Below are 25958 nucleotides of genomic sequence, written 5' to 3' on the forward strand. Positions count from 1 at the left end.
GTAAGCATTAAGATTGTAAGCGGAGACAAAGTAATCTTCATCCGGGGTACCACTCCCATTCTGCTTGGCGAGAATGGGAGGCAGGTATTCTCCATCTTTAAGAGTGCTTTCAGATAGAAGCCTTTGGTACCTTCCTTTGTACCACTCTAGGTCGGATGTAGAGAACGGCTCTGTCAAAGGGGGGAGTTTCGTCATGTTTCACCGGATGAATAAAAGATAATAATAAGGGGTGATACCGTTTCCGATATCACCCTTGTCGCTTATTTGCGACGGAATGGACGAGGTAAGTGCCCGAAACGCTTACCAGTTTTTATTTCCGAGATGCGTCCCGGGTTCACATCAAAGTCTGCGGCAATGCGGTTTAGAAACTCGCCCGAAGCAATTCGCTGAATAATTATGGTTGCTTCTGCTTCAGTCAGCGTTTTAGATGGCTGACGAGGGTTGTAGTTAGGGATTACACTCATTGTGTTTTCTCTTATAGGATTAAGAGAACCGCCCTTGACGCATGTTACTTGCGTTGGCATTAAGCCCGCGCTATCACTGTAGCAACATTTCCGCGACGGTTCCAATTGGTAGCGGAATAAAAGGGGGATGGCCTTGCAGGGCTGTCCCCTTTCTTTTGTCTAACAACATAAATAACAGTACTTTAATTAAGTACCTAGACTGAATCGTAAAAAAATTTTCAGTTCATTTCCAAAAGTGGCATATTATTGAAGTCATTTTGTTTTATTTTGTATCAAATTTAGTCTGGCATTGACGAAGTGAGTGATAGTAACGCCGTCGATTACTTGCCGGCCGTCTATTATCTCCCTGACCACGCGGCCTCACAACCCTTGGACCGCCTCCCAAAAAATGAGACTCTGGACGCTCTCCAGTAGGAAAGAAACATGGCAACTGTAGTTGATGCTCTTGTGGTTGAACTCGGGCTTGACCCGAAGGCGCTGAGAAAAGGCGCGCAGCAGGTTCAAACGCTGTTCGGGAATGTGACGGCAGGCGCGGGCAAGATGAGTGCTGGCGTCTCCAAGGCCACGGACACGGCGGCAGACTCTTTCCGGCATCTGGAGCGCAATGCTCTGGCTTTCTTTGCTGTTCTGACGGGCGGCAAGGCGCTTAAGGCGTTCGTGTCTGATACCACGGCCAGCAACGTGGCGGCAGGCCAGCTTGCCAGAAACCTTGGCACGTCAGTCAACACGCTGACAGCCTGGCAGAAGGTTGCGGAAGCAGCGGGCGGCAGTGCGTCCGATATGTCCTCCAGCCTTGGTTCTCTTGTCTCGCAATTCCAGACCATTGATGGCCGCCGCAACCTTGGCATGGCCTTCGGGCAGATGGGCGTCCGACTGGAAGATGCCCACGGCAGGCTACGCGACTTCAACGCGCTGCTTCCTGACATGGCGCGCGCGGCACAGCGTCTTGGCCCGCAGCTTTTCTCTACGCTGGCAGGGCAGGCGGGGTTCTCGCAGGGCGCCATCAATATGCTGGAGCTTGGCCCCAAGCGTATTGAGGCGCTGTATAAATCCCTCAAGCAGTATGAGCCCACAGAGCGAGACAGCCGCGCATCCGGGCAGCTTCTGGCTGACTGGACGAAGCTGACGGCGCAGTCTGAATCCTTCGGGCGCTCGATCATGACCGACTTAAGCCCAGAAGTGCATCATCTGATGACGCTCATTGGCGGCGTGATTGATAAGAACCAAGGCTGGCTGCGGCAGGATATCGACCAGTATGTCACCCGTTTTGGTGATGCCATCGAGCATGTGGACTGGCAGGGCGTGGGCGATGAACTGAAACGCTGGTGGGATTATCTGAAGGGGATAGACTGGGCAGAGATCGAGAAGCGTGTTGAGGGATTTGCCACGGATGCTGACAGCGCGGCTAAGGCTGTTGGGGGGTGGACAGAGGTTGCCAAGATCTTATTTGACCTTTGGGTTGGTAAGAAATTTTTTGAAGTTTTGGCGAATGTGCGGACATTGGCTACCGCTTCAGGGGCCGGGCTGGGAACGCTTTCCAAGCTGCTAGCTGCAGCAGGCGCTCACGAAGTATTAAAATATCTTGATCCCAATGATGATTTGGGAACGTGGATAGACAAGCATATTCCGGGTGCATCGGCGTTAGATAATTTTGCCTCACACTTTGGCCTAGGTAGGTCATATGCCACGCAGGGTGCCCAGAAAGTGTTGAAAGGCGCTGACCCTGCCGCCATGATTAAGTTTACGAATATGGCGATGGCAAGTGGGTGGAGTAAGGAGCAGGCGACGGGGTTACTTGCAAATGCGATGACCGAAAGCAGCTTAAACCCAATGGCGGTTAATGGAGTAGCTTATGGGTTGATGCAATGGCATCCCGATAGGCAGGCTGCGTACGCAAAATTGTATGGCCATACCATGCAGTCTGTACATGACAAAGAAGCGGCCATGCGAGAGCAAATGGACTTTGCCAATTGGGAGCTTACCCATACGGAAAAAGGGGCAGGCGATCTACTAAGGCAGGCTAATAATGCAGGAGTGGCCGCAGCTATTGTTTCAAGTTATTTTGAGAGGCCAAAGGATGTTAGCGGGGAGATTGCGAAGCGAGGCGCGCTAGCGGATTATCTTGCATCCCCCAATAGCGTTGTGGGGGCAGCGCTTTCTAACGGGCCACTAACTCCATCTGTATCTCCACAACCAGCCGCTGGCGGAGATAGTTTGTCTCGTTACATGGATAGCATGAGGGCTTCAATAAATGCCCCCACGCCATCTGGAAGTTCTGGCGATACGAGTAATACGATCACCAATAACTTCAACATACATGCGCCTAATAGCGACCCAAAAGCCATTGCCAGAGAGGCGCGGAGTGCCTTTGATAGCGTGACCTTTAGGGCGCGTCAGGCCAATATACGGCTGACTTAATTTGTGCTTACGGGCATATGCCGCCGGAAAGTATTAACGATGCCGCAGATTGATCACCGTTAATGGCTCTGGCGGCCATTTTGCCACACGCTGTATCAGGCGACTTAGCATAGGCGTAAGCGGCATTGCTTGCGTCTGCGTTATCCATACCCATCTGCAAAAGCTGCGCTTCTGCTTTCTGCATAATAATATCATCAGCGTTTTCCGATGTATTATTAAGCTTCAATTCATAATAGGGATCTGTCGATATTTTATGAATTGTGCAGTTTAATATTCTAATGTGGTCTGCTGGATAAACTCCGCCACCATGCACGGCATAGGTGAGGGGGGTTCCATCAGGCTTGCCTTCATATTCGTGTAGTTGCTCAATGACGGTGCCTGCTTTCCCATCATATGAATTATCGGGAATGTCTTGAGTTACTACCCCTTTGCATTCATCTGCTAAGGCCGGTGTTTCGTTCGCTAGTAAAAGCATTGCAGACATCAGAAAGTATTTTTTCAAGATGATCGTCCTTCAAGTGTATAAATCATGAAAATTTAAAATGGCGGAATATTTCATCTGCCGTATCAGCAAGTTGTGCATGATGGATTAAATAAACACCTGTTGTAGCGGCGGCCTCTCGGGCTGAAGCTGAAAAAGTCGAGTTTGTAACAACAATGGCAGCTTGAGCTCCTCGGTGAGTTTTTGCTGTATATACTTGCTGCACAGCTGCATTTCCAACGGTCCCGCTATAAAGTTTGCATTGCACGACAATCTTCACGCCTTCTTTTTGTGCAATAACGTCCGCACCTTGGTCGCCGCTTTGCTTTGTGGCTTGGGCATCCCATCCTGCGTTTCTTAATATAAGCGCGCAATATTGTTCATAATCAAAAGGATCCATACGTGGATCAAAAACTGTTGGATCACTGCGATACGCTGTTGTGATTGTGTCAGCTTGCAATGGTTCGGAAGCGATCTGCTCAATTAAAAGCCCGGCAGCAGCACGCAATTTGTCGCGTCTTTTTTCATCTTGTATGCGAGAGGAAATGATTGGAGAAATGCGTGTATTGATAAAGTAATTTATTTCTTTGGCCCATTTTGTGACGTCAACGGTCCCATATGCGTCAGCAGTTAATTTCTGAGTTCTCGCTATTTGAAGGTTCTTTTTTTGCGTATAAATCTCGGTTCTAATTAAATCCCATGTAGCTTCATATTCATTCTTTTTGATCTTATGACGAAAGAATATAAAAGCCATTACAAGAACAGTGACAATAATCATCCATAGGAAAGATTTGCTGCTTTCTTTCTCATTGGTTGGAGTCACAGATGATGTATATTCCGGCTCACTTTTTGAGGTGGCCTGTACAACCGGTGTTGAAGCCATGAGCTTGAGGGCATCATCATCGGAAAGGAACCCTGTAGGATTATGGTATCCGGTGTTTTTTTGCCATTTTATAATAGCAGCACGGGTGCTTTCCCCATATACACCATCGGCAACACTTCCTGCCGGCATATAGCCGAGATTAATGAGTTGTTGCTGTAGTTTGATATGTTCATTGATATCGCGATTGGCTTCTTCCAAGGGGGCGCCAGATAACCTTGTTTTGTATTTGTCTGTGATTTCCACCATTTTGGAAATATAGCAATCTGGGTCTGCTTTGGGCGCCCCTTCCATAGGCGTAGATGTGTCTATGCAAGCCTTTAAAGCTCCATCGTCAGATACGACCTGCTGCTTAAGTGTTTTCCAACCAGCTTTGCCAACGATCTGCCGCAGGGCGTAGTATGTTTGATCAAAGATCAACTCATGTTTTGCGGCGTTGCTATTTTCACATAGCAATGTGGCAATGCTATCTTTGGAGTGATCAACGCTACAGTCAAAATCAGGATTGTAATGGCCGAATGCTTCTAGTCCTGAAGAACTTTCTGCGGCAGCAGGATGCACCAAGGATGGTGTGACAGGAAAAGATTTTGACGAATGACTTCCATTAGAATGAGATAAGGCAAAAATACCGCCAAAAATAATCGCGACACCAATAATTCCACTTAAACGTTGCTCTGCTTTCTTGCGGCGATAGTATTGTCTATTATAGGCCGCTTTCTTGTAGTCTTTAGCCCAGAATGGTTTTGAGCTTCTGCGGCCCATAACTTCCCCCAAAAAGCTCCGTCATACCTTTAGAAGAAGATTTTGGGGAGTCATGAGGGGGTGAATCTCAGCATTACTGTCTTACAATTCTTTCCATTGCTGCAATGCGCAGTTGGTAATCAGATTTCTTTTCGTAAGATACAGCCATAACAAAGGCAATAATCCAGCCTATGAGTGTCCAGCCAAAGCATAAATTTACTACAAAAACAGCCGCCTTTTTTGTGGAATCACGAAAACACGCCACAAAGAAGGGAAGGCAATATATTCCCATGAAAACAAATAATACGATTAACCAATGCCATACAGAAAAAGTGCTCTGCGGTAATGTTTGAAGGTTATCCTGCATTCTATCCCCCCCTAAAACCCCCGCACCATAGCCCCGTGACGCCACGTTGAGGAGTCACGCTTGGCCCAAATCCTTATGGACTAAACCCATGCCAGATCTAGATAAAACAGCCATGGCCTGTGCTGCGCGAGACTTTCCGTGGCATCCTCTATCAAAAGGCGAGACCCCACCGGAATGGGCGCTTGCGTATATGGAGCCCAGGTCCTCTTTGTGCCTTCAGTTGGACGCAGCAAATGATATGGTAATCGTTGGCTGGCGTTTTCATACAAAGGCGGAACTGGACGCCTGCCTAAAAGATCACCCGGATTTGCCAGTCAGAAGGTTTTGAAGGGCATCACCGCCAGCTTGCAATGCTTTGGGGCAACTAAATATTCTTCCTGAGCCGGGGTGCTTGCATTTGTCTTGCTCAATAATGGGGACGCCAAAAGACATGCGGGCAGGGTTTAAGATAATTTTAGCGTCACATTCTGGGCAGCGTAATTCAGGCATCAGAATCCATCCTTTAAAATAAGATGCTCTACGTTACCCGTACTACGCGCCTTGTGGGAGTCTGGGTTCTTGTACTCCGTGGTCATTGGTACTAGGCTGTCCAAATTGGACAGGGTAGGGAAAGCATCATGACTGATACCAGCGTGCATCATGAGCAGATTTATATAGTCGATCGCTACTGGACAGAATTTGGGAATAGAGGGCTTACCCTGTACGTTTCAGCTAAACCAAACTTTATTCCCTCTGGTGATTTTATTGGCGTGTTGAGCGATAATCCGCGCGTTGAAATTGTCTTTAGGGAATTAGGCATCATTAACCGGGAAAGAGTTTTTGAAGCCATTGGAAGTCGTGAGGAAGGAAAGCAATCCCAGCCTTCGTCACTTCCGTTAAGGCCGCTTGTAACACGACAGTAGAGCCTTTTGAGATTGCCTCTGGTTTAGGCTCTGACTTACTGTCTTTTTCACTCATACGCATTTTCTTAACAAAGGAGGCGATATGTCACTCGCACACGAATGGGCTATGGAAAAAGCCATTGAACTACACAAGGGCACGGGGGTCTCAGCAGAAGATTTGGCTGCTACCGCTGAGACCATTCGCCGCTATTGCGCGGGGGATTGTGAGGGCAAAACGCCCCCCGTAAGTTTAGCCCCCCTTGTCTGCATTAATGGTGATGTTGCTATTGTTGGGGAAGTCAATCTTCCTTCTTAGAGAGCAATTTATGTCCCTCAACATAATGGGTTGCAGCAGGAAGGACTATAGGCTCATGGCATCGGGGGCATTTCTTGTCAGTAAGCCTTACTTTCCCTGTTGTAGTAAGATTTTCTGGCCACTCAATAGTCAATTCCATAGTTAGCCCACAGTCGCAAATATAATCTGCAGTGACCTGAAGATTTACTTTTGCTGTAAGTTTTCCCGTTTTTGGATCAAAAACGATTTTGTTCATCCGACTCCTCCTTCCCGCAGAGTTTGCCCGTACGGGGAGGGGTTGGGGAGTCTGGAGAGGTGTCTGGATTGGAAAGGCTTAAATCAAACGTTCTGATAATTTCCCTAAGTGGAAAAGATAAGCCTTGCTTTTCCTTATCTAATCTTTTGGGGAAGGCTATTTAAGGCATTAAACGGGACGAAACACGGCCAAAAAGCCTTGAGTGAAATGGATGCGTGACAACTAGCCATATGGCGGCGATGTCTTCCGTTATATAAAAGAATCCTCTTACGTTTGGAGGTAGCTGTGACTAAGCCTGAGAAATTTAAGCCGCAATGGGCTAAAGACATTATTGAGGCAAGAAAGAAAAAAGGCTTAACCCAATCTGGACTTGCGCAAGCTATCAAGGTCTCTCAATCCACTATTACGGACTGGGAGAGGGGGAAGAGTAGGCCTTCTGGCGAAAATTTAACAGTTCTTAAGAATTTTCTTGGCCTTTCCTATTTTGGGCACGACGGCTTCTATCAAGAGGCTATCAAGGGCATTAATTTAGGCCTCCCACTTACAGAAACACCATTTGAACAGGCGAATCAAAGAGAGCAGATAGATATCTTTTTTTATGCGCTGTTCTTTATGGTTGAAAAAATTATCGAGAGGAAATTCCCGGTAAGTTTTTCTCGCGTAGCTGCGCAAGGTATGAGGTCATGGGTAAGATTCCATGATCCTATCCGCGATAGAAGATTGGGGCGTCCGTTAGCGGAATGCCTAGATAAAGATATAGAACAAATTGCAAAAGCCGAATACGCTAAGGCGGAAGATGACGCCTGCGCGCGCACCATGACACATGATGAATATTGGACTTGGAGAGAGGCGCGTAGGAAAAAAAATACCGGAGACAGTTGACCGGTATTTGGTATATGGAATATACCTTGATTCCTGTGAGGTTCTTGTTATCTCATAGGTATAAAGGAAAGGCACGATGAATAAATACCGGAAGCCATCTCCGGTTAGTGTTCAAATGCACATTCGCGTAAAGCCCGAGATCAAGCTATGGCTTGAGAAAAGAGCTATGTGGAGTGTCAATACTTTGAACGCAGAGGTAGCAAAAATACTAGAAGAAAAAATGGCAGCGGAGCCTATCGCCAAACAGTTCTCCGCCGCCACAAGCAGCAAATAGGATATATTCGCTATGACGAATGATAGCATGTCAAGAAAGCCTTTTTCAATACCAGCGCACACTCACCAAGTTTGCGGGAAACCTGTGCGTTATTTCGCACCGGTAAACGGTAGCCTTGATTTCCCGTTTGTATCTCTTGACGATCTACTTAATGCGATGCCGATTCCAGATGATCAGAAGAGGATTGTCGCGGACAAGTTGGCTATTGGTGAATACGCTGACGCAGTAAGGGTCATAAATACCCACGGCGGTCAGGCCACGATTGTTCCTCATTACATATACAATGGCCTTATTCACGCCTTTACCGAAAATGGGCTTATCTCTCCGAGGTTCGGTGCTCAGATAACGATAGGATCATACTCAGCCTTTAAAAATATCAATAAAGGAATGTCTGCACAGGAGCGCGTGTCCGCATTGTTTTCGATTGTTAAGCAAGATCGCGATGATGATGTGGCAATTGAAGGGGGCGCAGCATGAGCCAGATCATAATCAACAACCACGAAATCAACGTGGTCGAGTATAAAGGCCAGCGTGTCATTACCTTCAAGATGATGGACGAGCTGCACGAGCGCCCGACAGGGACGGCTAGGCGGAATTTCAACACCAACAAAGTGCGGCTGATAGAGGGCGAAGATTACTTCAAAGTTTGTGCAGACGAAATTCGTACGCACAAAATTGTCGAGATTTCCGCCAAGTCGCATGAGGACGTAACCCTCCTAACAGAAGCTGGTTATTCCATGCTAGTTAAGTCCTTCATGGATGATCTGGCTTGGCAGGTGCAGAAGGAGTTGGTGAAGGGATATTTCCGGGCGAAAGGGATGATCTCTCAGAAAAAAGAGATCGACCACGTTACTCGTATTCGCAAAGCTATCGCCCTGCATGGTTCGGCTCTGGCCTTCAACAAACGCCAAGGAATGGACCTGACGCAAGCGCGATTAAAAGCGGTCTCCACCGTTAAAGAGAAAATGGGTATTGATCTTCCGAAGGAGCTGGGATGGCAACCACAGCCATTAGCTGTTCAAGAGCGCACAATGAACGCTACCCAGATTGGTGCTGAACTGGGCATCAAGAACACCCAAGTTAACCAGCTTCTTGCCGATCAAGGATATCATACCGGTTTGCGTGATGCGAAGCAGAGGCGCGTTTGGAAGCCTACCAATAAAGGAATGCCTTTTGGGCGTTACGAAGATAAGGCAAAGGCGCATTCCGCAGGGACTGTGCAGCCTTGGGTTTGGTATCCTTCGATAGTCGAGGAACTGCGCCCTTTCGTCCCAACGCCAGCGTAAGCGCCGTAAAGGCCAGCCATCCCTTCGGGGGTGGCAACGCTGGTGTGTTTGATAAAGCGGCTGCTGCTTTTAACCTGCAGAATGATGAGCGAACAAACCTTCAGATCATGCAGGGCATTAGTGCCCGACTAAAAGCCCAGAATGCTTCGAAGGGAAGGATGAACGCAATGGGCCTATCTATGGCACTTCTGAACATGCAGATGGCACTGCCGGGAGGAGACGGCTCATTCCGCGTTGGCCGCAATAGGCGCCGGGAGATCATGCTCGCTATGGGTAAAGCGCTGATGCAACTCTGGCACGATCTTGAGGAAGAAGAGCGGGCTAGTGTGGGGCAGAAGGCCCTGGCTTGAGGGAGAGGCGGCCTTTGGGCCGCCTTTTTCTTGTACAATCCCCCAAAACATGAGATTCTAAAGCAATGCCATTGCTTCCTGTCGTCATGCCTGAAATCTGGGATATTCCTGCTGCGGTAGGCGTACCTGCGCTGCTGGGCCAATCCATCTCTGCGGGTGTTGAGGCATCCGCTTCCACGCTACTCGGCACGATGCTGGATGAATACCTTATCCAGAATGCGGCCAGCCAGTGGGGTATTTTCACGCAAGCAGGAGATGCCGTTCTGACCTCTGCGCATGTGCGTGGGATAGATATTAACCGTAGCTATATGCTGTCCACGGCACCGATAGAAAACGGCGCATTCACCACGTATGACAAGAACAGGATACCGGGCAGATATGTTGTCGAGATGGTCTGCGATGGATCATCTTTTGATTACGGCAGCGCGAGTGCGATTGAAGATCTTCTGAGCGGAATAGGTGCGGGTGGAACTTCCCAGGCGGCAACTCTCAAAAGCATTTTTGTCGCAACACTGGAACAGCTTGCGGCAGATCTTAATCTTTACAGCGTGGTAACGCCTGAGGGGGAATATACCAACGTCAATGTGGTGGGCTACCACATCCGGCGCGCATCAGAGCGCGGTGCTTCCATGATTACGGCAGAGGTCTTCCTGCAAGAGGTAAGGGTGAGCGCCGAAGCTGCATACACCTTAACTGCACAGCCGCAGGGAGAGGCAGCACAGAACGGCGGGAATGTGCAGTCAGAAGACGCAGATGATGATGCGCTCAATGCGGTTACGCCAACGGGGATATTTTAATGTCATCCGCATACACTATCCCTCTCAATGCGGTTGCTTTTCAGAAGATACAAACGCCGCTTTCCGGGCAAACAATCCGCTTTGATATCCAGCAGCGCAGCACGGGCCTGTATGCCAACATCTGGCTGAATGGTACCATGAAGGTGGCTGGCGTATTATGTCAGGATAGAACATGGCTGGTGCGGGAAGCGTATTTCGGCTTCCCGGGTGATTTTACCTTTGTGGATACGCAGGGTACATCAGACCCGGAATATAGCGCATTGGGCACGCGGTATCTGCTGGTTTATCAGGAAGGCCAGAATGTCTGACGCCATCAAAAAGCGCGAGATCGAGGTCACGTTTACCTTGGATCAGGGCGGGTTTGCAGACGGCACCAACAATACGCTGACCATAACAGGCCATCGTGTTTCCTGTGAGGTCGTCAGTGCTTCCAATGAAACGGGCATGATGTGCGCCTTGCGTATCGAGGGCATGAAACTGTCTGATATGAACAGGCTCTCTGTTATTCAGGCAGGTATCGTTAGCCAGAGCCAGAATACGGTATCCGTAAAGGCAGGCAATCGCGGAGAGAAAAAGGCCCTTGTCTTCACTGGCGGCGTGATCGAAGCCTTTGCAGATTTCAGTGGGGCACCCAATGTCGCCTTTATCGTCAACGCGCAATCCACTGTAGATGCCGCTTCTGCATCAGTGTCGGCCACGGCCTTTGGTAATGATGTGCCTGTTGCCACCATTTTGGAAACCATAGCGGGCAAGATCGGTTTTTCGTTCCGCAATTACGGCATTACATCCGTTCTCAAAGGCGGCGTGACCTACAAGGGGTGTGCGCTGGAACAGATTGCAGCCGTGCAGGCGGCCACTCGCATTCAATACCATTTGGGGTTTGGCGTTCTTTCGGCGTGGCCAGCAGGCGTGACATCATCGACTGAGAGTGAAATTCTGGAGATATCCTCATCTACCGGGCTGATAGGATACCCAAGCTACAGCCAGTACGGCGTAACACTGCGGACAGTCTTTAACCCTGAAATTGCATTTCACGATACGTTCAAACTCAGCAGCCAGTATTCTCCAGCAGCGTGGGTGAATGCCTACGGCCAGATGCGTTCTGTTGATGGTTCCCAGAATATCTATCCGCCGTCCAATGGCCAGTGGGTTGTGCTGCGTCTGCAGCATGATTTGCAGACCGAGGAAGAAAACGGCTCATGGTTCACCTTTATTGAGGCTGCGCGGCCTGAAATAGCTGGGCAGGTAAGTGGCTTTGCAAGATAAACCCACTGTTGGCTCCATGCAGCCATCGGATATTGCGAGTGACTTCAACGTCACCAATGCAGTTATCCGCCGCGCGCTCTCCATGATGGGGGCTGATACACTTGTGCAGGTTAAGGCCGTACGCAGCACAGGCCTTAACCCTGTTGGGTACGTCGATATCTGGCCGATTGTTCACCAGCAGGACGGGCAAGGGAACGTTGTCCCGCATGAGGTTATCTACAATGTGCCATACCTGCGCATACAGGGCGGGAAGCGTGCATTTATCTGCGATCCACAAGAGGGTGATATCGGCGCAGCTATCATCTGCGGGCGTGATATTTCCAGTGCGAAAGCCAATCGTACGGCATCAGCGCCGGGGTCATACCGGCAGCATGATATGGCCGATGCGCTTTATGTCGGGGGTTATCTGAACGGCGCGCCAGAAGAATACATCGGCTGGGTCGGTGGTGATGTGCACGTTAAAACAGCCGGTAAGTTCATTGTTGACGCAGCGGATTGCGAAATTAACTGTGATGTTAAGGTTTCAGGGGATGTGACTGCAGGAGATATCAGCTTGCAAAGCCATACGCATGGCGGCGTGCAAACAGGCAGCGGGGCAACTGGCAAACCAGAATAGGCTTGTACCCTAGCGAGGTTTATGCCATCCTCTCTCTATCATCGCCCGTTTTGTAATTAGGCCGCTCCGCATGGGGCGGCTTTTTTGTTGGTATCATGGCATCTACCCTCCTTCTTGACCGCACAACGTGGGATCTAGCTGTTGATGCTTCAGGAAACATTGCCATGGCGTCTGCGCCTTACGCCACGGCGCAGGATATTTCTTCTGCTGTGCGCGTATTCCAAGGCGAATGCTGGTATAATACTGCCTTGGGCTTGCCCTATCTCAATAAAATCTTGGGCAGGAATCAGTCGGTTTCAGTATTCCGTTCGAATGTTGAGCAGGTGGCTGCGACAGTCCCAGAAGTAGCGTCTGTAAAATGCGTGCTTTCTCGAATGAATGCATCGCGTCAACTCTCTGGGGTTATTCTTTTCACGACTGACAGCGGGAGCACGTCTAGTGTCAGCTTCTGAAACAGGCACAACGTCAGTCCCAGCCCCATCTTTTACTGATGCCGGGTTTGTCGCGCCATCCGAAAGCGATATGCTGTCAGGCGCATTGGCAGATATTAACGCGGCTTTTGGGAATATGCTGAATACCGCGCTTTCCACGCCGCAGGGGCAGTTGGCGATGTCGCTCACTGCCATTCTTGGTGATGCGTATGACCAGATGCTTGCACTCTTTAACGGTGTAGATCCTGATCGGGCGTCAGGCCGGATGCAGGATGCCGTCGGCAAGCTGTATTTCATGACGCGGCGCGGAGCGACTGCAACGGTCGTGACTGTTGTCTGCACAGGTGCGGCCGGAACAGTTATCCCAGAAGGAACGCTCATTCAGGACGGCAACGGGAAGACGTATGCGGCAGATGGTGCCATCACGATTGATGCGACGGGCACGGGCACAGGAACATTCTCCTGCACTCAAACAGGCGCGATTGAATGCGCTTCCAGCAGTGTATCGGTTTATCAGTCCGTGGTGGGCTTATCATCCGTTACAAACCCATCTGCTGGGGTAACAGGCTCCGATGAAGAAAGCCGAGTGGAGTTCGAGCAGCGCAGGCAAGAAAGCGTTGCGGCAAATTCCGTTGGCTCTCTGGACGCTGTTCTTGGTGCGGTAGAGGCGGTTAGCGGCGTAACGGATGCATATGTGACCGACAACAGCACTGATGCGGCGGAAACAACCAATGGTGTTTCCATCGCGGCGCATAGCTTGTTTGTATGCGTAAATGGCGGTGCGGATGAAGATATTGCTCGCGCTATACTAAGCAAAAAGCCACCAGGTTGCGGCTATACCGGCGCTAGCAGCGTGACCGTGACTGACCCAAATAGTGGCTACACTACAGCGCCAAGCTATACGGTGCAGTTTACGCGCGCCACGCCTACACCAGTTTACATTGCTGTAACGCTTAAAAGCGGATCTTCTGTTCCTTCAACGGCAACAGGAGATGTGCAGGCGGCCATAATTTCCGCTTTCAATGGTGGCGATGGTGGCACGCGGGCACGTATTGCCAGTTTACTCTTTGCCAGCCGGTATTACGGGCCAATAGCCGCCTTGGGATCATGGGTGCAGATTGTCGAAATCACCATAGGCATAGCGGCCAACCCAACCGGGTTTACACTGCAAATGCAGGCCGATCAGATACCCACCATAGAAGCGGCCAACATCACTGTCGCAATCGCGTGACATGCAAAACGTCCAGCAAACAATACTGTCTCAGTATTCATCATCTCCAACCATTAGCTCTTTGATTGAGGGGTGGAATCAGGCGCTAGACCCAGCGTCTCTGATAGATGCGTGGTACACGGATGTCTGGGATTTGGATACTGCCCGCGGGTATGGGCTAGATGTATGGGGCCGCATTGTTGGTGTCAGCCGCGTTCTCAAGATCACATCCAGTAAATACTTTGGGTTTTCCGAAGCGAATGATCTGACGGAAGAAGGGTTTAACAACGCACCTTTTTTCGCGGGAAATGCGGCGACAGACAATTATAGCCTGTCTGATGATGGGTATCGCCAGCTCATAAAAGCCAAAGCACTGGCCAACATCACTGACGGCTCAGTTTTCTCAATTAACAAGATCCTGACAACGCTCTTTGCGGGGCAGGGGGATGCCTATGTGCAGGACAACGGCAATATGAGCATGACTTACGTGTTCAATTTTGTGCCGACTGATGTGCAGGTTTCCATCATCGAAAACTCTGGCGCACTGCCTAGGCCTGCCGGTGTTGCAATCTCCTATTCAATAAAAAGTTCTTCCTGATGAAACAGTCTGATGATCTGGGGCTTTTTAACGCCCTTATTGCGGCGGCAGCGGCATCTGGAAACGTGGCAATTGTTCCAGACACGCAGGCCACAGCAGGAGATGGTAGCGCCAGCATTGCACTGGGGTTTCCCCCAGAGACCTTTATTGACCGTGCAGCAGGCGGCTCACCCCCTCGGGGCGCGGATATGAACGGGTTTCTGCACCGTCTTTCTCGTGCCATTCAGGTTTTGCAGGCAGGTTACGTTGGGCCTTTTAATGCTGCCTTTGCGCAGGCCATCGGCGGGTATCCTGCTGGCGCCATTGTTTCAGGGGCTACCCCCGGCTCCTTCTGGGTTTCTACGGCAGATAGCAATATCACAACGCCTGGGGCAAATGGTGCGACATGGAAAAGTCTTTTTGACGGGTATCTGACTGCTGCAATCGCGGCCAATACATACGTGAAAAAATCCGGCGATACCATGAGCGGGATATTGAATAATTCTTCATGGGTTGCTGGCGGGGTTGGTGGTGGATGGAATAATAATTCACCAGCAATTGGTGAAATTGTGTTTACCAATGGTATTGAATTCGGAAATCCGGCTGATAATGGGGATTTCCGAGGCACATGGTCTGTCACTGATGTTCACGGGAATGGGGCAGCAGATCAGTCTGGCTTAAACCTAACGGGTTACGATGCTACCGGCGTAACATATCAGTGGTATTTCTCATGGAATGGGAATATCACTACCCCAAAAGGGCTGGTTGCTTTTCAGTCTGACGTTACTGCTGAAGCAAGCGCACGCAATACAGCGATCACAAATGAAGCCGAAGCGCGGACTGATGCTGATACCAACCTGCAAACGCAGATTGACGGGAAACAAGCGGCGGGGAATTATGTTTTAGCAGATGTTCCCGGCGCAATTATTGAAACATTTACCGCAACAGTTTCTGGCAATAATCAAACTATCCAACTTCCACGCGAATATTCAAAAACCATTTTTGTGGCTGCCCAAAACGGCACTGACGGAAATGGCTTTGGTATGACAAATGTTGTGAGTTGGACGGAAAGCACGGCGCTTGTGTCTGTTGCTTCTTATCATACAGGGGCGCCCCAGAGCGCGACCATTACGCAAACATTTATTGTGATTGCCGTTCCATGACCGCGCCAATCCCATCCCCTATATGGCAACCAGCCTGTGCGCGGACCATCGCAATACCGGAAGCTACAAATTTGCGGGCTAGGGGGCTGGTAGCGAGCACTATTCTACTTTCATGGGCCCCAAAAAGTAGCGCGGAAAACTTTGATTTTTCGCTTGATGCATCGAAAATTCTTTGCTGCACGAACGATTACATATCTCATGTTTCAGCATCGGTTCTAACGGCGCAAGGGCTGCCCACAGACCTATCTGTTTCATGGTCCAGTATTGTAAATGGCCTGGCCTGCGTTTTCTTGGGTGGAGGTGAGCCGGGCACTACACAGACAGTCAACGTAGAAATAACAACGCAGCAAGGGCGGGTCATTTCTCAGGACGTCTTGATCGCAATTGCCAGCGGAACGATTAGCGCTCCTAACCCAGTTCCGGCGCTTTCAGACGGAACGCCTGTCCCCCCGAATGCTATACGCTTGCCAGATAGCAGCATTTTGTCGTTGAGGACCTCTGTCACAGATCAGACCTATTTTGATTTGCTATTGCCAGACGGAACATCTTTGCAAAACAGCATGATGACCAATACCCCATATCTGTCAGATCTGCTGTTACCAGGTGGGGCTGCATTACAGGGTGCAGACGGCAATGCCTTGGGAATTGATGCGGTAGACACGCAAACGGAACTTATCGGCCCATTGGGTGCGATAGAAATGCAAACCAACACAGATATTCTGCTGATCGCCTGATCAGTTTTTAAAATCCAACGAAAAATTACCGGCCTTTGAGCCGGTTTTTTTGTGCCCAAATTTAGGTGGAAAATGTCCGGTACAACCCAATCTGGAACTCCAATTACTGCCCTGAAAGTTGCTACGGCCGTTGCCGCAACCGATAACGTTCTGGGTGTTGTTAAAAACACTGACGGGACGCAGGAAGCGCAGCAAGTCCCCGTAGGCGTGATTGGCGCTGCCGTATCTGAGGCAGCAGGGATCCCTGCTGCAGTTCAGGCTGCGGAGAATGCGGCAACAACAGCACAGGCTGCATCTGATGCATCTTACAAAAATGCCACGCAGGCGGTGAATGACAAGCTAGGGGTTGCTGGTGGCGCGGCTCAGTTGGACAACAAAGCTCAGCTGCTTTTGCAAGGCGAAAGCGCTCTCGGCATCACCCCCGCCACAGCCGCTTCTGGCACAACACCTGCTACCCCCTCAAAGCTCAAGCCCCTGCTGCCGCTCGATGAGACGGCAACGGTTGGGAATGCGGGCAATACACTGGGTGACGCCGTTTCTCAGGCCGCAGGTGCTGTGCAGGCTGCGGGCGGTGATGCATCTAAAGCTATCGCCATCCCATCTGGGGCGAGTTCACCGCGAGCCATTGCAGATCATGTGGCTGCACGTATCGGTGCGCAGGATTTTACAGGGACTACCCAGACAGCGCAGTTGGTGGCAGCAGAAAATATGCTGGGCGCGGCGGATCGGCCCGTTCAACATTTTGCTCCGGGGACAAATCTTGTAGCTGATGGAGCTCAAACTACTATTGATGCCAATCAGACTGTGATTGCTGGTGAGAATTGCAATATTTCCGGAGCTGGCCGCAGGGCGGTTCATTCAGAAATTCTGCCGCCGCCAGAAATGTTTCCTGCGAATGTAAAGCCCCGACATTTAACGCAGTTTTACAAAGCTTGCCGTTCAGGTAAGGCAACTGTCATTGTATTGAGTGACAGTATTTATTCTCCTGGCGCTGATTTAACAACAATGTCAGAGAGCCCGTTTTATACGCTCTGTGACGAGATTATGCGTCAAAATCCCGGCGTTGATTTTACATTTGTCAACATGGGCATTGGCGGGCAGACGTATAATGGCATGGTCTCATCCGGCGATGTTACCAGCCAAATGCCGTGGAATGATATCCCTGCCGGTGTAACGTGGTTACAGGCGTGTGGTAATCTCAATCCAGATCTGGTGTATGTCCATTCTGGCGGGAACGATCAGTGGGGGTTTAGTCCTGCAAATTTCAATACGGTTTATAATTTTTTCAAAGGGCTTTCTACGCCGCCGTCACTGGTCTACGGCATTCCATACCAGCCATCCCTGACCAGTTCCGTAAATGATTATCACGACGATGAAGTGCAGAAAGGCATGTGGTGGGCGTGCACCTACGTGCGTAGTTTCTGCATCGTAAATGACGTCGGTTTTGTGGATGAGCTGCGCTGGCAGACAATGTGCCGTGATGGCATTGACCCGTGCGATATGTCTCTCACAATGGTTAATCTGGATGGCTCTACAGCCCCAACCACATGGCAAAGCAGTGTTGGCACAAAGGCTGGTTGGGCGTTTCCTGCCTTGAAAAATGATAACGGGGTGGCTGCTAACGACTGCACGGATTTCCGGTTGGCAGGAACATTCCCTGGAACTGGGACATTGCCCGGTATGATTAACGTTGTTCTCTCTCCGGGGAATAAATCTCAACTTTGGATTATGTTTGATAGTGACCGCAATATCACTGCCAAATACACTGACAGCACAAGTTTGTGGACTATTCCGGTTACAGGGATAAAGGCAAAAACTGGCGATTTGCAGTTCGCCCTGACCAGCAAAAATGGTCGCCTGCAATTTCTGGTTCTGAACGCCAAAACAAACACTGACTGGACGTTTAATGATATTGGGGCAAAACAATTGTCCCTTGGCTATGAAACTGTTTTTGACACTGAAATTGTAAAATTTGGTGGCCCGTATACGCCTGTCATTACCACTGACACAGATAGCCAGATGCAGGTTGATGGCCTGTGGATTTCTTCATCATGGGATATTACGGAAAACTGCCGTCGTTACCGACCTATTACGACCAATAACGCTCTTTATCAGCACACAACAAATGCAGGGGGGAGCAGTGCATACCATATGAATACGTATGGGGTGCGGATGATATTAGGGCATCTGCTGCGTGCAGTGGATTGGGCAACACCAAAAGATATTGTTGGCACGAGCCTAAATGTTTCCGGTGCAGTTGCCTCAAATGGCGTCACCATCGGGGCACAGCTTCTACAAAAACTGGGTTTATCAATTTCCGTAAATAGCATAGGTCAGGCGACTTACGACTACACGCAGCAGGATGGGCAACCATTTCAGATACAGTCGTATGCTCGTCTAATGTCTGGAGCAGTTAATTCTAATATTGGTATAAACGGGTTAGTATACCAAATTGGTGCAGACGGTAGCCTGACATGGGGGACATACATAGTAGGAATGGGTGGTGTTGGTATGTATGGCACAAAACCTCCTACATCACAGCCTGTCATCACAGGCACCAAGCCAACCGATGCTATCGTGCAACAACTCTTAGCGGCAATGGTCGCAATGGGCATCGTTAAAGATTCCACGACATAACTTCTGTCAAATGGAATAACTTTTTTCGGACAATTAAATGACAGATGAACAGAGCGCGGGCACCTCCTGCGTGGCTGATAATGACCTGCGTCAAATTGTTGCAGGTCACTCACTGGAAATCACCGACATCAAGGGGCGACTTGGCAATCTTGAAGAAGGTCAGCATGGCCTCATGCGTGAGATTGTAGCTGTAAGAGCTGAGGGCAATGCGCGTCAGCAGGCTACCAATGCTGGCATGGACCGGATTGGTATTCAGGTTGCTGATCTAACGCGCCAACTAGCTGCCTATACCGGAGCACAGCAAGAACAAAACCGCCTTGCAGAAGCCAATTTAAGGCGTTGGCGTTTGCGGGCTGTAATTATTGGTCTGGTGTGTACGGTTGGTGCTGCCATTTGTTCCACGCTGCTTTCCGATCAGGAGGTCGCCAGCACCATTTGGGTGAAGTGGCTGCACTGGCGTGAGCCGTGGGATGTGCCAACGCAGCCCGTACCCCAGCCACAGACAACGCAGTTTATTCTACCCCCGCGTGAAATGGAGGTGGCATGATCCCCGCATCATGGATGTCAGACCCCGTGCAGATCGGTGCCCGCACAGCATGGGGTGAGGCGAGGGGCGAAGGTAATAACGGGATGGCCGCAGTGCTGTGTGTTGGCCGTAACCGCGTCAGCCGTCCTGCATGGTGGGGGCATGATCTGTGCAGCGTGTTCCTACATCCGTGGCAATTTTCCTGCTGGAATGCAGCGGATGTGAACCTGCCCAAACTCCTGACTGTTACGGATGTGGACCCGCAGTTTCGCGAGGCTACCGCCTTGGCGCAGGCACTTGTGGGCGGACATCTCACCGACATGACGAAAGGAGCGGATCACTACTATGACACGCGCTCCCCACGCCCTGCTTGGGCCTCTTCGCAATTCTACTGCTGCACGATTGGCCATCATGCGTTTTACCGCGTGGGGCCTTTTGGAGAAGGCTGATGACAAAAGAAGATATCAAAGAAATTGCGCGCGCCGTAGCAGAGGAACTGGAGGCTCGGCTTTTCCATCGTATCCATCGCAGCCCAAACGGGAACCTCGTGATTGAAATGGTGGAAGTCAATGCGCTGCCTGTCAGTTTGCGGGGAGGTGTGTCGCATGGCTGACACACCTGTAAAAACCAACATTGCTCAGACAGCAAAAGCCGTTGCCGCAGGCTTATCCATGCCCACGCTCATTGCTGCCCTGCCGCAGCCCGAAGCTACATGGGTGCTGTATGCCTGCGCTGTGTTTGCTTCGGCAGGATTTGCGGCAACCCTGATCCCGCTTCCGGCTAATCAGTCCGGAAAGCTGTGGCTGGTTTACCGAATCATCAACTTCCTTGCTCTTAACTGGAAGTACGCAGCCAACGCAGCCGTCATGCTGCGAGGTGCAGCGTCCTCCAAATCCGAACCGCCCAAAGCTGGGCCCGGTTCTGTTGTGACCATTCCGAAAGACGATACGAAATGAAGAAAGCACTTCTCGCTCTGGGGCTGCTGCCTCTCCTTGCTGCCTGTGGCACGACAAAGCAGGCCAAGTTAAATCAGGCGGTTTTCGATGTGGACAGCGCTTACCATGTGCTGGCCAATCCGATGCCGGATGTAATGGCAGGTAAGGTGCCGGGCGTGGCTCTGACTGATACGCAGAAGGCTATTGCCAAGCGTGCCAGTCAGTCTGTGTTCAACGAAATCCAGTCGCTGGAAACCTCTATTGAGGGCGGCGACAGCATCACGCAAACAGCAGTGTCCGCTTTGCAGACAGACTTCGCATCATTCGAAACCTGCTGGGCAGGCCTGAAAACCGGCACCACGCCGGACGCCTGCGCAGCTATTGGTGGGAGCAAATAACATGAACGCAGCAGAAATCAGCGCCATCCTTGGCGTAGTAACCACCGTGGCCGGTCTGGCCGAAAAATACGGCCCGGAAGTGTATGAAACGGTGAAGCAGGCCATCGAGCAGTCCAAGAGCAAAACAGGCCCCACCGTGGCGGATATTGAAGCCATCTTTGCCAAGTGCAAGGCTGACAACGCGGCCATCCAGTCTGCATGACGCCGGACTTTGAGTGCGGGATGGTTTTGGGTGGCGGGGGAGTTACCTTCGCCATCGTTCTCTTTGTTTGGATAGACAGCGTGCTGCGCGAACATTCCAGTTTTTGGCGGAATATCAGGGGCGGCACCGAATAGTTGCCGGGCTTCCACCGGCTGCCTGCGTCCTAAGTTGTCGCAGTCTCCCACGCCACCAAGAGGACGGGGTTATATGCTGCGGGCAGGGCTTGATACCTGCTGTCGGAGTAGTTCAGGCACTCCGCGTCGGGCGCTCGGATCGAACGAGCAGCTACCCCTGTCCCCAAGCGTGTCCTTCCACGCCGCCGCAGCCCCGTGATTCTAGTACGGGTTGGGGATGGGTACAAGGGAAAAGGAATCGGAAAATAGTGGCACGGATTTGGCACGGATTTTGATGAAAAAACGTGGTGCAAAATGACATTCCGTGGTTCAGAGTGACACACTCACACCAGCAAAGAATTGGCTAAAACCCGCCGAAAACTAGGAAAAACCGTGGTGGGTGCGACAGGGATTGAACCTGTGACCCCCGCCGTGTGAAGGCGATGCTCTACCGCTGAGCTACGCACCCGGTTTGTGCGAGCTTAATATCTGTCTCCCAGGCATTTGGCAAGGGGCTTCTTACGTAAAAAGTGTAAAAAAAACAGGGTAATGGCATTGCTTTGCATCATTAAAGCGGAGAAATTCTTGATTATGCTATTGCGAGAAAAAAGTCAGCGCAGTTTTCAGATGAACCGGCAACTCGGTAGTTCTCTTGCCGTTGTGGCGGGGACTGTAAACGTGCTGGGTTTTCTGCAATTTGGATATTACTGCGCCAATATGACAGGCAATGCATCCAGCTTGGCTCTTAAGATAAATGCTTTAGATATGAGAGCAGCTTTTTTAAGTTTGGCTTTAATTGTCAGCTTTGTTTTAGGTGCGATTGTTTGCACCATTCTTGTTAACATGGGGCGTCGCAAAGGGTGGGGCGCGGTATATGCTTTCAGCTTGGTTTTAGAGGCAGCTATTCTGGTAGCCTTAGGCGTGAAATCCATTTGGTTTACACAGGTTGGCGTGCCTGATGGTGGGGCTGCGTTAGTTCTAAGTTTTGTTATGGGCTTACAAAACGCTACAGTCACCCGTATTTCAGGATCCGTTGTGCGTACAACTCACGTTACTGGAATGTTGACGGATCTTGGAATAGAAATATCGGATTGGCTTGAATCTTTTTATCATCAAGTTGAGAGTGAATATTTGGATGTTATTAAAAAACGCTTATGGTTGCATGCACAAATAGTGGTTTGTTTTATTGTGGGTGGTGTATTGGGTGCCTTAGGATATGCCTATTGCCAAAAATATATTCTATTTATAGTTGCAATTGTTCTAATTGCTTTGGCAGCGCCGGGCATTATTGAAAATGCCCGGATATCTGCTGAGAAAAAGTAATATTGATTTCGTTTATTTTAGAAAGCCAACAAGTTTTTCAGCTTCGGAAACAATAGGTTCCGCAATGCTCTGTGCGCGTTGTGCGCCTGAACGCAATGTATTCAGCAAATAGCTTTCATCCTGCAAAAGCCGTGTCGTTTCTTGCCCTATGGGGGCAATGGCGTTGACAACAATTTCTGTTAGCGCAGCTTTAAATGGGCCAAAGCCTTGTCCCGCATGTTCTTGTAGTACCTGCTCAGCAGAAATATCGGCCAAGGCTGCGTAAATGGAAACAAGATTTTTTGCTTCCGGACGATCCGCAAGGCCTGTGATATCTTCAGGTAGAGGTTCAGAGTCAGTTTTTGCACGGCGGATTTTTAAAGCAATTGCATCAGCATCGTCTGTTAATTCAATCCGGCTTTGTGCTGAGGGGTCCGATTTGGACATCTTTTTGGTGCCATCACGTAAGCTCATGATACGCGCAGCTGTGGGTGGAATAAGAGGTTCTACCTGTGGAAAAAACTCTACCTTGTAATCATGGTTGAATTTTTGGGCGATATCATTGGTAAGCTCCAGGTGTTGTTTCTGGTCTTCGCCCACCGGAACATGCGTCGCTTTATACGCCAAAATATCCGCGGCCATAAGGTTGGGATAAACATATAAACCAGCCGAATGATTTTCGCGGTCTTTCCCTGCTTTATCCTTAAATTGCGTCATGCGGTTCAGCCAACCTATCCGAGCAACGCAATTAAAAATCCACGCCAGCCGCGCATGGGCTGAAACTGCAGACTGGTTGAAGAGGATGTGCTTGTCAGCATCAATGCCCGCAGCAAGCAGGATAGCAGCCTGTGTTAAGGTATGTTCGCGTAGTTTTTCCGGGTCCTGCCACACGGTAATAGCGTGCATGTCTACAAGGCAAAAAATGCATTCATAGTTTGCCTGCAAATTAACCCAGTTTCGAATTGCCCCAAGATAATTGCCAAGTTGGGGAACACCAGATGGCTGAATACCAGAAAAAATACGCTGCATAAGAAAAGTATCACCACATGTTATGGGAACAGATTATGGGATTGGATGTGTGCGATCCAGTTCTTCCCGTTCGCCTGCCACTTTGCCAGCTGATTTTCTGTCAGCCCGCGCCGTTGCAATCTCTGCCGCGCTTATTGTTGGGGCAGGTTTTAGGTTTCCACGTTGTGAAAGCCAAGTCAGAATAGCCGCTACTTCTTCATCTTTAAGGTAGCGGAAGGGAGGCATTTCTGCGCTATAAGGCGCACCATTGGCTTTTATAGGCCCGCTTACGCCATTCATAAGCACATCAGCCAGATATTTGCGCCCTTCTGGGGTGCTGGCAATCTGGTCAATGCGGTTGACAAGTGGGGGAACAGAGCCCGGCATGCCATCACCACCATGATGGCAAATGCCGCAATTGGTGCCGTAAAGGCTGGAGCCGCTTTTAGGAGAGCATGCGGCTACAAAAAGCAACATGCCACTACATAAAAGGCGATACGCAAAGCGTGAAGCAAGCATGGGCAAAAACCCAAGCGGGTTCCTGAACTTCAGAAACCCACATTATCAGGAGAGTTTATATCAGGGCGAATTATGTGCATGTTCCACACCCAAAAGCTGGATGCGGAAAATGAGCGGGCTGTCAGAAGGGATAATACCCATGGATTTATGCCCATAACCAAGTTCTGGTGGCACATACAGCATCCACGTATCACCAACATGCATCAAGGGCAGAGCTTCCATCCAGCCCTGAATCAGACCTGCAAGAGGCATTTGCATATAGGCACCGCTGCCGTGCTGATCAGAACTATCAAAGATAGAACCATCTGGCAGTCGGCCTTCATAAATAAGCATCATGCCGTCACCCGGGCGAGGCTGCTCACCATCCTTGGGGCCGGATTCTAGAACTTTATAGGCCAAGCCATCTTTCAGAACAGTTACGCCTGGTGCTGAGCGCAGCTTTTCCATCTGCTGAGCAGGCGTAAGTTCCTGTTCTTCCTTGTGAGAACCACAGGCCGTAAGAGATACGGCCAAGCTGGCCGCAAGCATGCAGGGGATAAGAGAAAAGCGACGGATCATGATCTTCTTCAACACCTTCTGATGGATGGTGGAAAAGTGGTGCCCTATAGAGCACCACCTTTACGCCCGATCTGCGCGCCCAGACGCAGGCGGAGTGCATTCAGCTTGATAAAGCCTTGAGCATCCTGCTGGTTGTATGCGCCTTCATCGTCTTCAAACGTCACAACACGGGCATCATACAGGCTGTTCGGGCTTTCACGCCCAACACAGATAACATTGCCCTTGTACAGTTTGAGGCGAACATGCCCAGTAACGGAATGCTGGGAGGCATCAATAAGAGCCTGCAGCATCCGTCGTTCTGGGGAGAACCAGAGGCCATTATACAGAATGGAAGCGTAGCGCGGCATCAGGCTATCTTTAAGATGCATGGCTTCGCGATCCAGCGTGATGGATTCCATGCTGCGATGGGCTGTCAGCAGGATGGTGCCACCGGGTGTTTCATAAATCCCGCGGGATTTCATGCCAACAAAGCGGTTTTCCACCATGTCCAAACGGCCGATACCGTTTTCTTTGCCCAACTCGTTCAGACGGGTCAGCAACGTAGCGGGAGACATAGCTACGCCATTAATGGCAACGGGGTCACCGCTTACAAAATCAATGGTGATTTCTGTGGGCTTATCTGGTGCTGCTTCTGGAGAGATTGTGCGCTGAAACACAATTTCTTCTGGAGCAACGGCAGGGTCTTCCAGAACTTTCCCTTCTGAAGAAGAATGCAGCAGGTTGGCATCTACAGAGAAGGGGGCTTCACCGCGCTTGTCTTTGGCAATCGGAATCTGATTTTCTTCAGCAAAAGCCAGCAGACGCGTGCGGGATGTCAGATCCCATTCCCGCCAAGGGGCAATAACCGTGATGTCTGGCTTAAGGGCATAATATGCCAGCTCAAAACGAACCTGATCGTTGCCTTTGCCGGTTGCGCCATGTGCCACGGCATCTGCGCCAACTGCTTCTGCAATTTCAATTTGGCGCTGTGCAATCAATGGGCGCGCAATGGATGTGCCCAGAAGATACTGGCCTTCGTACAGGGTATTGGCCCGGAACATGGGAAAGACAAAGTCCTTCACAAATGTTTCGCGCAGATCTTCAACAAAGATTTCTTTTACGCCAAACATTTCCGCTTTTTTGCGGGCTGGTTCCAGTTCTTCCCCTTGGCCCAGGTCAGCCGTAAAGGTAACAACCTCGCAACCATAGGTGTTCTGGAGCCAGCGGAGGATAACAGACGTATCCAAGCCACCAGAGTAAGCCAGAACAACCTTTTTAACGTCTTTCCGGGCGGAAGTCGGGCCCATGAGGCAGATCTCCTGATATATAAATCTGTAACTATGGCTTTCCTCCTATCACTGCAGGAGGCGCGTAACCAGAGTGCATTCGCCCACCAAGGGCTGTTTATGCGG

Annotated in this window: 34 protein-coding genes and 1 tRNA gene; 25 read left to right on the top strand and 10 right to left on the bottom strand. The window is 50.2% G+C overall.

Annotated elements, in window-relative coordinates; all coding sequences use genetic code 11:
* Window positions 1-260: 260 nt before the first annotated feature.
* Complete coding sequence (locus tag QQM41_RS11825; protein ID WP_157884475.1) at window positions 261-464, bottom strand: hypothetical protein; 204 nt, start codon at window positions 462-464, stop codon at window positions 261-263.
* Between the two features lie 423 nt (window positions 465-887).
* Here QQM41_RS11825 and QQM41_RS11830 point away from each other — a divergent pair, with 423 nt between their 5' ends.
* A complete protein-coding gene (locus tag QQM41_RS11830; protein WP_339077241.1) occupies window positions 888-2882 on the top strand; it encodes a phage tail tip lysozyme in 1995 nt (664 codons plus the stop codon).
* A 7-nt stretch (window positions 2883-2889) separates the two neighbouring features.
* Here the strand turns inward: QQM41_RS11830 and QQM41_RS11835 are convergent, their stop codons facing one another.
* From QQM41_RS11835 to QQM41_RS11845, 3 genes are all read right to left on the bottom strand, one after another.
* Window positions 2890-3384, bottom strand: a complete 495-nt coding sequence (locus QQM41_RS11835) for a hypothetical protein (protein ID WP_339077242.1) — start codon at window positions 3382-3384, stop codon at window positions 2890-2892.
* Window positions 3385-3409: 25 nt separating this feature from the next.
* On the bottom strand, window positions 3410-5005 hold the full coding sequence (locus tag QQM41_RS11840; protein ID WP_339077243.1) for a restriction endonuclease: 1596 nt from the start codon (window positions 5003-5005) through the stop codon (window positions 3410-3412).
* 73 nt (window positions 5006-5078) lie between these two features.
* Complete coding sequence (locus QQM41_RS11845) at window positions 5079-5351, bottom strand: superinfection immunity protein (protein WP_087651727.1); 273 nt, start codon at window positions 5349-5351, stop codon at window positions 5079-5081.
* A gap of 617 nt (window positions 5352-5968) precedes the next feature.
* Between QQM41_RS11845 and QQM41_RS11850 the strand changes: the two genes are divergently transcribed.
* The gene (locus tag QQM41_RS11850; RefSeq protein WP_339077244.1) at window positions 5969-6253 is read left to right on the top strand and encodes a hypothetical protein; all 285 of its coding nucleotides are present in this window, start codon (window positions 5969-5971) and stop codon (window positions 6251-6253) included.
* An 82-nt stretch (window positions 6254-6335) separates the two neighbouring features.
* Entirely contained in the window at window positions 6336-6548 is a 213-nt protein-coding gene (locus QQM41_RS11855; protein ID WP_339077245.1) for a hypothetical protein, read from the top strand.
* Here the strand turns inward: QQM41_RS11855 and QQM41_RS11860 are convergent.
* Entirely contained in the window at window positions 6532-6783 is a 252-nt protein-coding gene (locus tag QQM41_RS11860; protein WP_339077246.1) for a hypothetical protein, read from the bottom strand. The two genes, QQM41_RS11855 and QQM41_RS11860, sit on opposite strands and share 17 nt — an antisense overlap.
* Before the next feature lie 285 nt (window positions 6784-7068).
* Here QQM41_RS11860 and QQM41_RS11865 point away from each other — a divergent pair, with 285 nt between their 5' ends.
* The 21 genes from QQM41_RS11865 to QQM41_RS11965 all read left to right on the top strand — a co-directional run bounded on the left by QQM41_RS11865 (window position 7069) and on the right by QQM41_RS11965 (window position 21067).
* Window positions 7069-7665 carry a helix-turn-helix transcriptional regulator gene (locus QQM41_RS11865; RefSeq protein ID WP_196218926.1) on the top strand — a complete coding sequence of 199 codons (597 nt, stop codon included), beginning with the start codon at window positions 7069-7071 and terminating at the stop codon, window positions 7663-7665.
* Between the two features lie 76 nt (window positions 7666-7741).
* Complete coding sequence (locus QQM41_RS11870; protein ID WP_019089476.1) at window positions 7742-7939, top strand: hypothetical protein; 198 nt, start codon at window positions 7742-7744, stop codon at window positions 7937-7939.
* 12 nt (window positions 7940-7951) lie between these two features.
* Entirely contained in the window at window positions 7952-8416 is a 465-nt protein-coding gene (locus QQM41_RS11875) for a hypothetical protein (protein WP_339077247.1), read from the top strand.
* On the top strand, window positions 8413-9225 hold the full coding sequence (locus tag QQM41_RS11880) for an ORF6N domain-containing protein (RefSeq protein WP_339077248.1): 813 nt from the start codon (window positions 8413-8415) through the stop codon (window positions 9223-9225). Before QQM41_RS11875 ends, QQM41_RS11880 begins: the two co-directional genes overlap by 4 nt.
* Window positions 9226-9269: 44 nt before the next feature.
* Window positions 9270-9575 (top strand): hypothetical protein, encoded by a 306-nt coding sequence (locus QQM41_RS11885; protein ID WP_339077249.1) that lies wholly within the window; start codon window positions 9270-9272, stop codon window positions 9573-9575.
* A 65-nt stretch (window positions 9576-9640) separates the two neighbouring features.
* Window positions 9641-10372: a hypothetical protein gene (locus QQM41_RS11890; protein ID WP_339077250.1), complete on the top strand. Its 732-nt coding sequence runs from the start codon at window positions 9641-9643 to the stop codon at window positions 10370-10372.
* The gene (locus tag QQM41_RS11895; protein ID WP_339077251.1) at window positions 10372-10680 is read left to right on the top strand and encodes a hypothetical protein; all 309 of its coding nucleotides are present in this window, start codon (window positions 10372-10374) and stop codon (window positions 10678-10680) included. The genes QQM41_RS11890 and QQM41_RS11895 overlap by 1 nt, the downstream gene beginning before the upstream one ends.
* Window positions 10673-11638 carry a baseplate hub protein gene (locus tag QQM41_RS11900; RefSeq protein ID WP_339077252.1) on the top strand — a complete coding sequence of 322 codons (966 nt, stop codon included), beginning with the start codon at window positions 10673-10675 and terminating at the stop codon, window positions 11636-11638. The genes QQM41_RS11895 and QQM41_RS11900 overlap by 8 nt, the downstream gene beginning before the upstream one ends.
* Complete coding sequence (locus QQM41_RS11905) at window positions 11622-12254, top strand: Gp138 family membrane-puncturing spike protein (RefSeq protein ID WP_339077253.1); 633 nt, start codon at window positions 11622-11624, stop codon at window positions 12252-12254. Before QQM41_RS11900 ends, QQM41_RS11905 begins: the two co-directional genes overlap by 17 nt.
* A gap of 164 nt (window positions 12255-12418) precedes the next feature.
* Complete coding sequence (locus QQM41_RS11910; protein ID WP_339077254.1) at window positions 12419-12706, top strand: hypothetical protein; 288 nt, start codon at window positions 12419-12421, stop codon at window positions 12704-12706.
* Entirely contained in the window at window positions 12693-13916 is a 1224-nt protein-coding gene (locus QQM41_RS11915) for a baseplate J/gp47 family protein (protein WP_339077255.1), read from the top strand. The genes QQM41_RS11910 and QQM41_RS11915 overlap by 14 nt, the downstream gene beginning before the upstream one ends.
* 1 nt (window position 13917) lies before the next feature.
* Window positions 13918-14493, top strand: coding sequence for a DUF2612 domain-containing protein (locus QQM41_RS11920; protein ID WP_087651735.1), 576 nt, complete (start codon window positions 13918-13920; stop codon window positions 14491-14493).
* Entirely contained in the window at window positions 14493-15635 is a 1143-nt protein-coding gene (locus QQM41_RS11925; RefSeq protein ID WP_087651736.1) for a hypothetical protein, read from the top strand. The genes QQM41_RS11920 and QQM41_RS11925 overlap by 1 nt, the downstream gene beginning before the upstream one ends.
* 374 nt (window positions 15636-16009) lie before the next feature.
* Window positions 16010-16369, top strand: a complete 360-nt coding sequence (locus QQM41_RS11930; RefSeq protein WP_339077256.1) for a hypothetical protein — start codon at window positions 16010-16012, stop codon at window positions 16367-16369.
* Window positions 16370-16735: 366 nt separating this feature from the next.
* Window positions 16736-19006 (top strand): hypothetical protein, encoded by a 2271-nt coding sequence (locus QQM41_RS11935; protein ID WP_339077257.1) that lies wholly within the window; start codon window positions 16736-16738, stop codon window positions 19004-19006.
* 37 nt (window positions 19007-19043) lie between these two features.
* Entirely contained in the window at window positions 19044-19553 is a 510-nt protein-coding gene (locus QQM41_RS11940) for a hypothetical protein (RefSeq protein ID WP_339077258.1), read from the top strand.
* On the top strand, window positions 19550-19981 hold the full coding sequence (locus QQM41_RS11945; RefSeq protein ID WP_339077259.1) for a cell wall hydrolase: 432 nt from the start codon (window positions 19550-19552) through the stop codon (window positions 19979-19981). Before QQM41_RS11940 ends, QQM41_RS11945 begins: the two co-directional genes overlap by 4 nt.
* On the top strand, window positions 19981-20145 hold the full coding sequence (locus QQM41_RS11950) for a hypothetical protein (protein WP_339077260.1): 165 nt from the start codon (window positions 19981-19983) through the stop codon (window positions 20143-20145). Before QQM41_RS11945 ends, QQM41_RS11950 begins: the two co-directional genes overlap by 1 nt.
* The gene (locus QQM41_RS11955) at window positions 20138-20488 is read left to right on the top strand and encodes a hypothetical protein (RefSeq protein WP_339077261.1); all 351 of its coding nucleotides are present in this window, start codon (window positions 20138-20140) and stop codon (window positions 20486-20488) included. The genes QQM41_RS11950 and QQM41_RS11955 overlap by 8 nt, the downstream gene beginning before the upstream one ends.
* Window positions 20485-20865 (top strand): hypothetical protein, encoded by a 381-nt coding sequence (locus QQM41_RS11960; protein ID WP_339077262.1) that lies wholly within the window; start codon window positions 20485-20487, stop codon window positions 20863-20865. Before QQM41_RS11955 ends, QQM41_RS11960 begins: the two co-directional genes overlap by 4 nt.
* Window position 20866: 1 nt before the next feature.
* Entirely contained in the window at window positions 20867-21067 is a 201-nt protein-coding gene (locus QQM41_RS11965; protein WP_003623730.1) for a hypothetical protein, read from the top strand.
* Window positions 21068-21574: 507 nt separating this feature from the next.
* On the opposite strand, the gene QQM41_RS11970 is transcribed toward QQM41_RS11965, so the two are convergent.
* Window positions 21575-21649: transfer RNA gene (locus QQM41_RS11970), tRNA-Val, on the bottom strand.
* A 122-nt stretch (window positions 21650-21771) separates the two neighbouring features.
* Here QQM41_RS11970 and QQM41_RS11975 point away from each other — a divergent pair.
* Window positions 21772-22503: a YoaK family protein gene (locus QQM41_RS11975; RefSeq protein ID WP_339078118.1), complete on the top strand. Its 732-nt coding sequence runs from the start codon at window positions 21772-21774 to the stop codon at window positions 22501-22503.
* 12 nt (window positions 22504-22515) lie between these two features.
* On the opposite strand, the gene trpS is transcribed toward QQM41_RS11975, so the two are convergent.
* From trpS to QQM41_RS11995, 4 genes are read right to left on the bottom strand one after another with little or no spacing between them, the layout of a single operon-like run.
* On the bottom strand, window positions 22516-23511 hold the full coding sequence (gene trpS, locus QQM41_RS11980) for a tryptophan--tRNA ligase (RefSeq protein WP_087652056.1): 996 nt from the start codon (window positions 23509-23511) through the stop codon (window positions 22516-22518).
* Between the two features lie 33 nt (window positions 23512-23544).
* Window positions 23545-24009 (bottom strand): cytochrome c, encoded by a 465-nt coding sequence (locus QQM41_RS11985; protein ID WP_050819906.1) that lies wholly within the window; start codon window positions 24007-24009, stop codon window positions 23545-23547.
* Window positions 24010-24069: 60 nt separating this feature from the next.
* Window positions 24070-24567 (bottom strand): FKBP-type peptidyl-prolyl cis-trans isomerase, encoded by a 498-nt coding sequence (locus tag QQM41_RS11990; RefSeq protein WP_012813070.1) that lies wholly within the window; start codon window positions 24565-24567, stop codon window positions 24070-24072.
* Between the two features lie 44 nt (window positions 24568-24611).
* Window positions 24612-25853, bottom strand: a complete 1242-nt coding sequence (locus QQM41_RS11995; protein ID WP_339077263.1) for an argininosuccinate synthase — start codon at window positions 25851-25853, stop codon at window positions 24612-24614.
* Window positions 25854-25958 lie beyond the last annotated feature (105 nt).

This window comes from Acetobacter sp. AC2005 (genome assembly GCF_037901235.1).
Classification (GTDB): Bacteria; Pseudomonadota; Alphaproteobacteria; order Acetobacterales; family Acetobacteraceae; genus Acetobacter; species Acetobacter oryzoeni.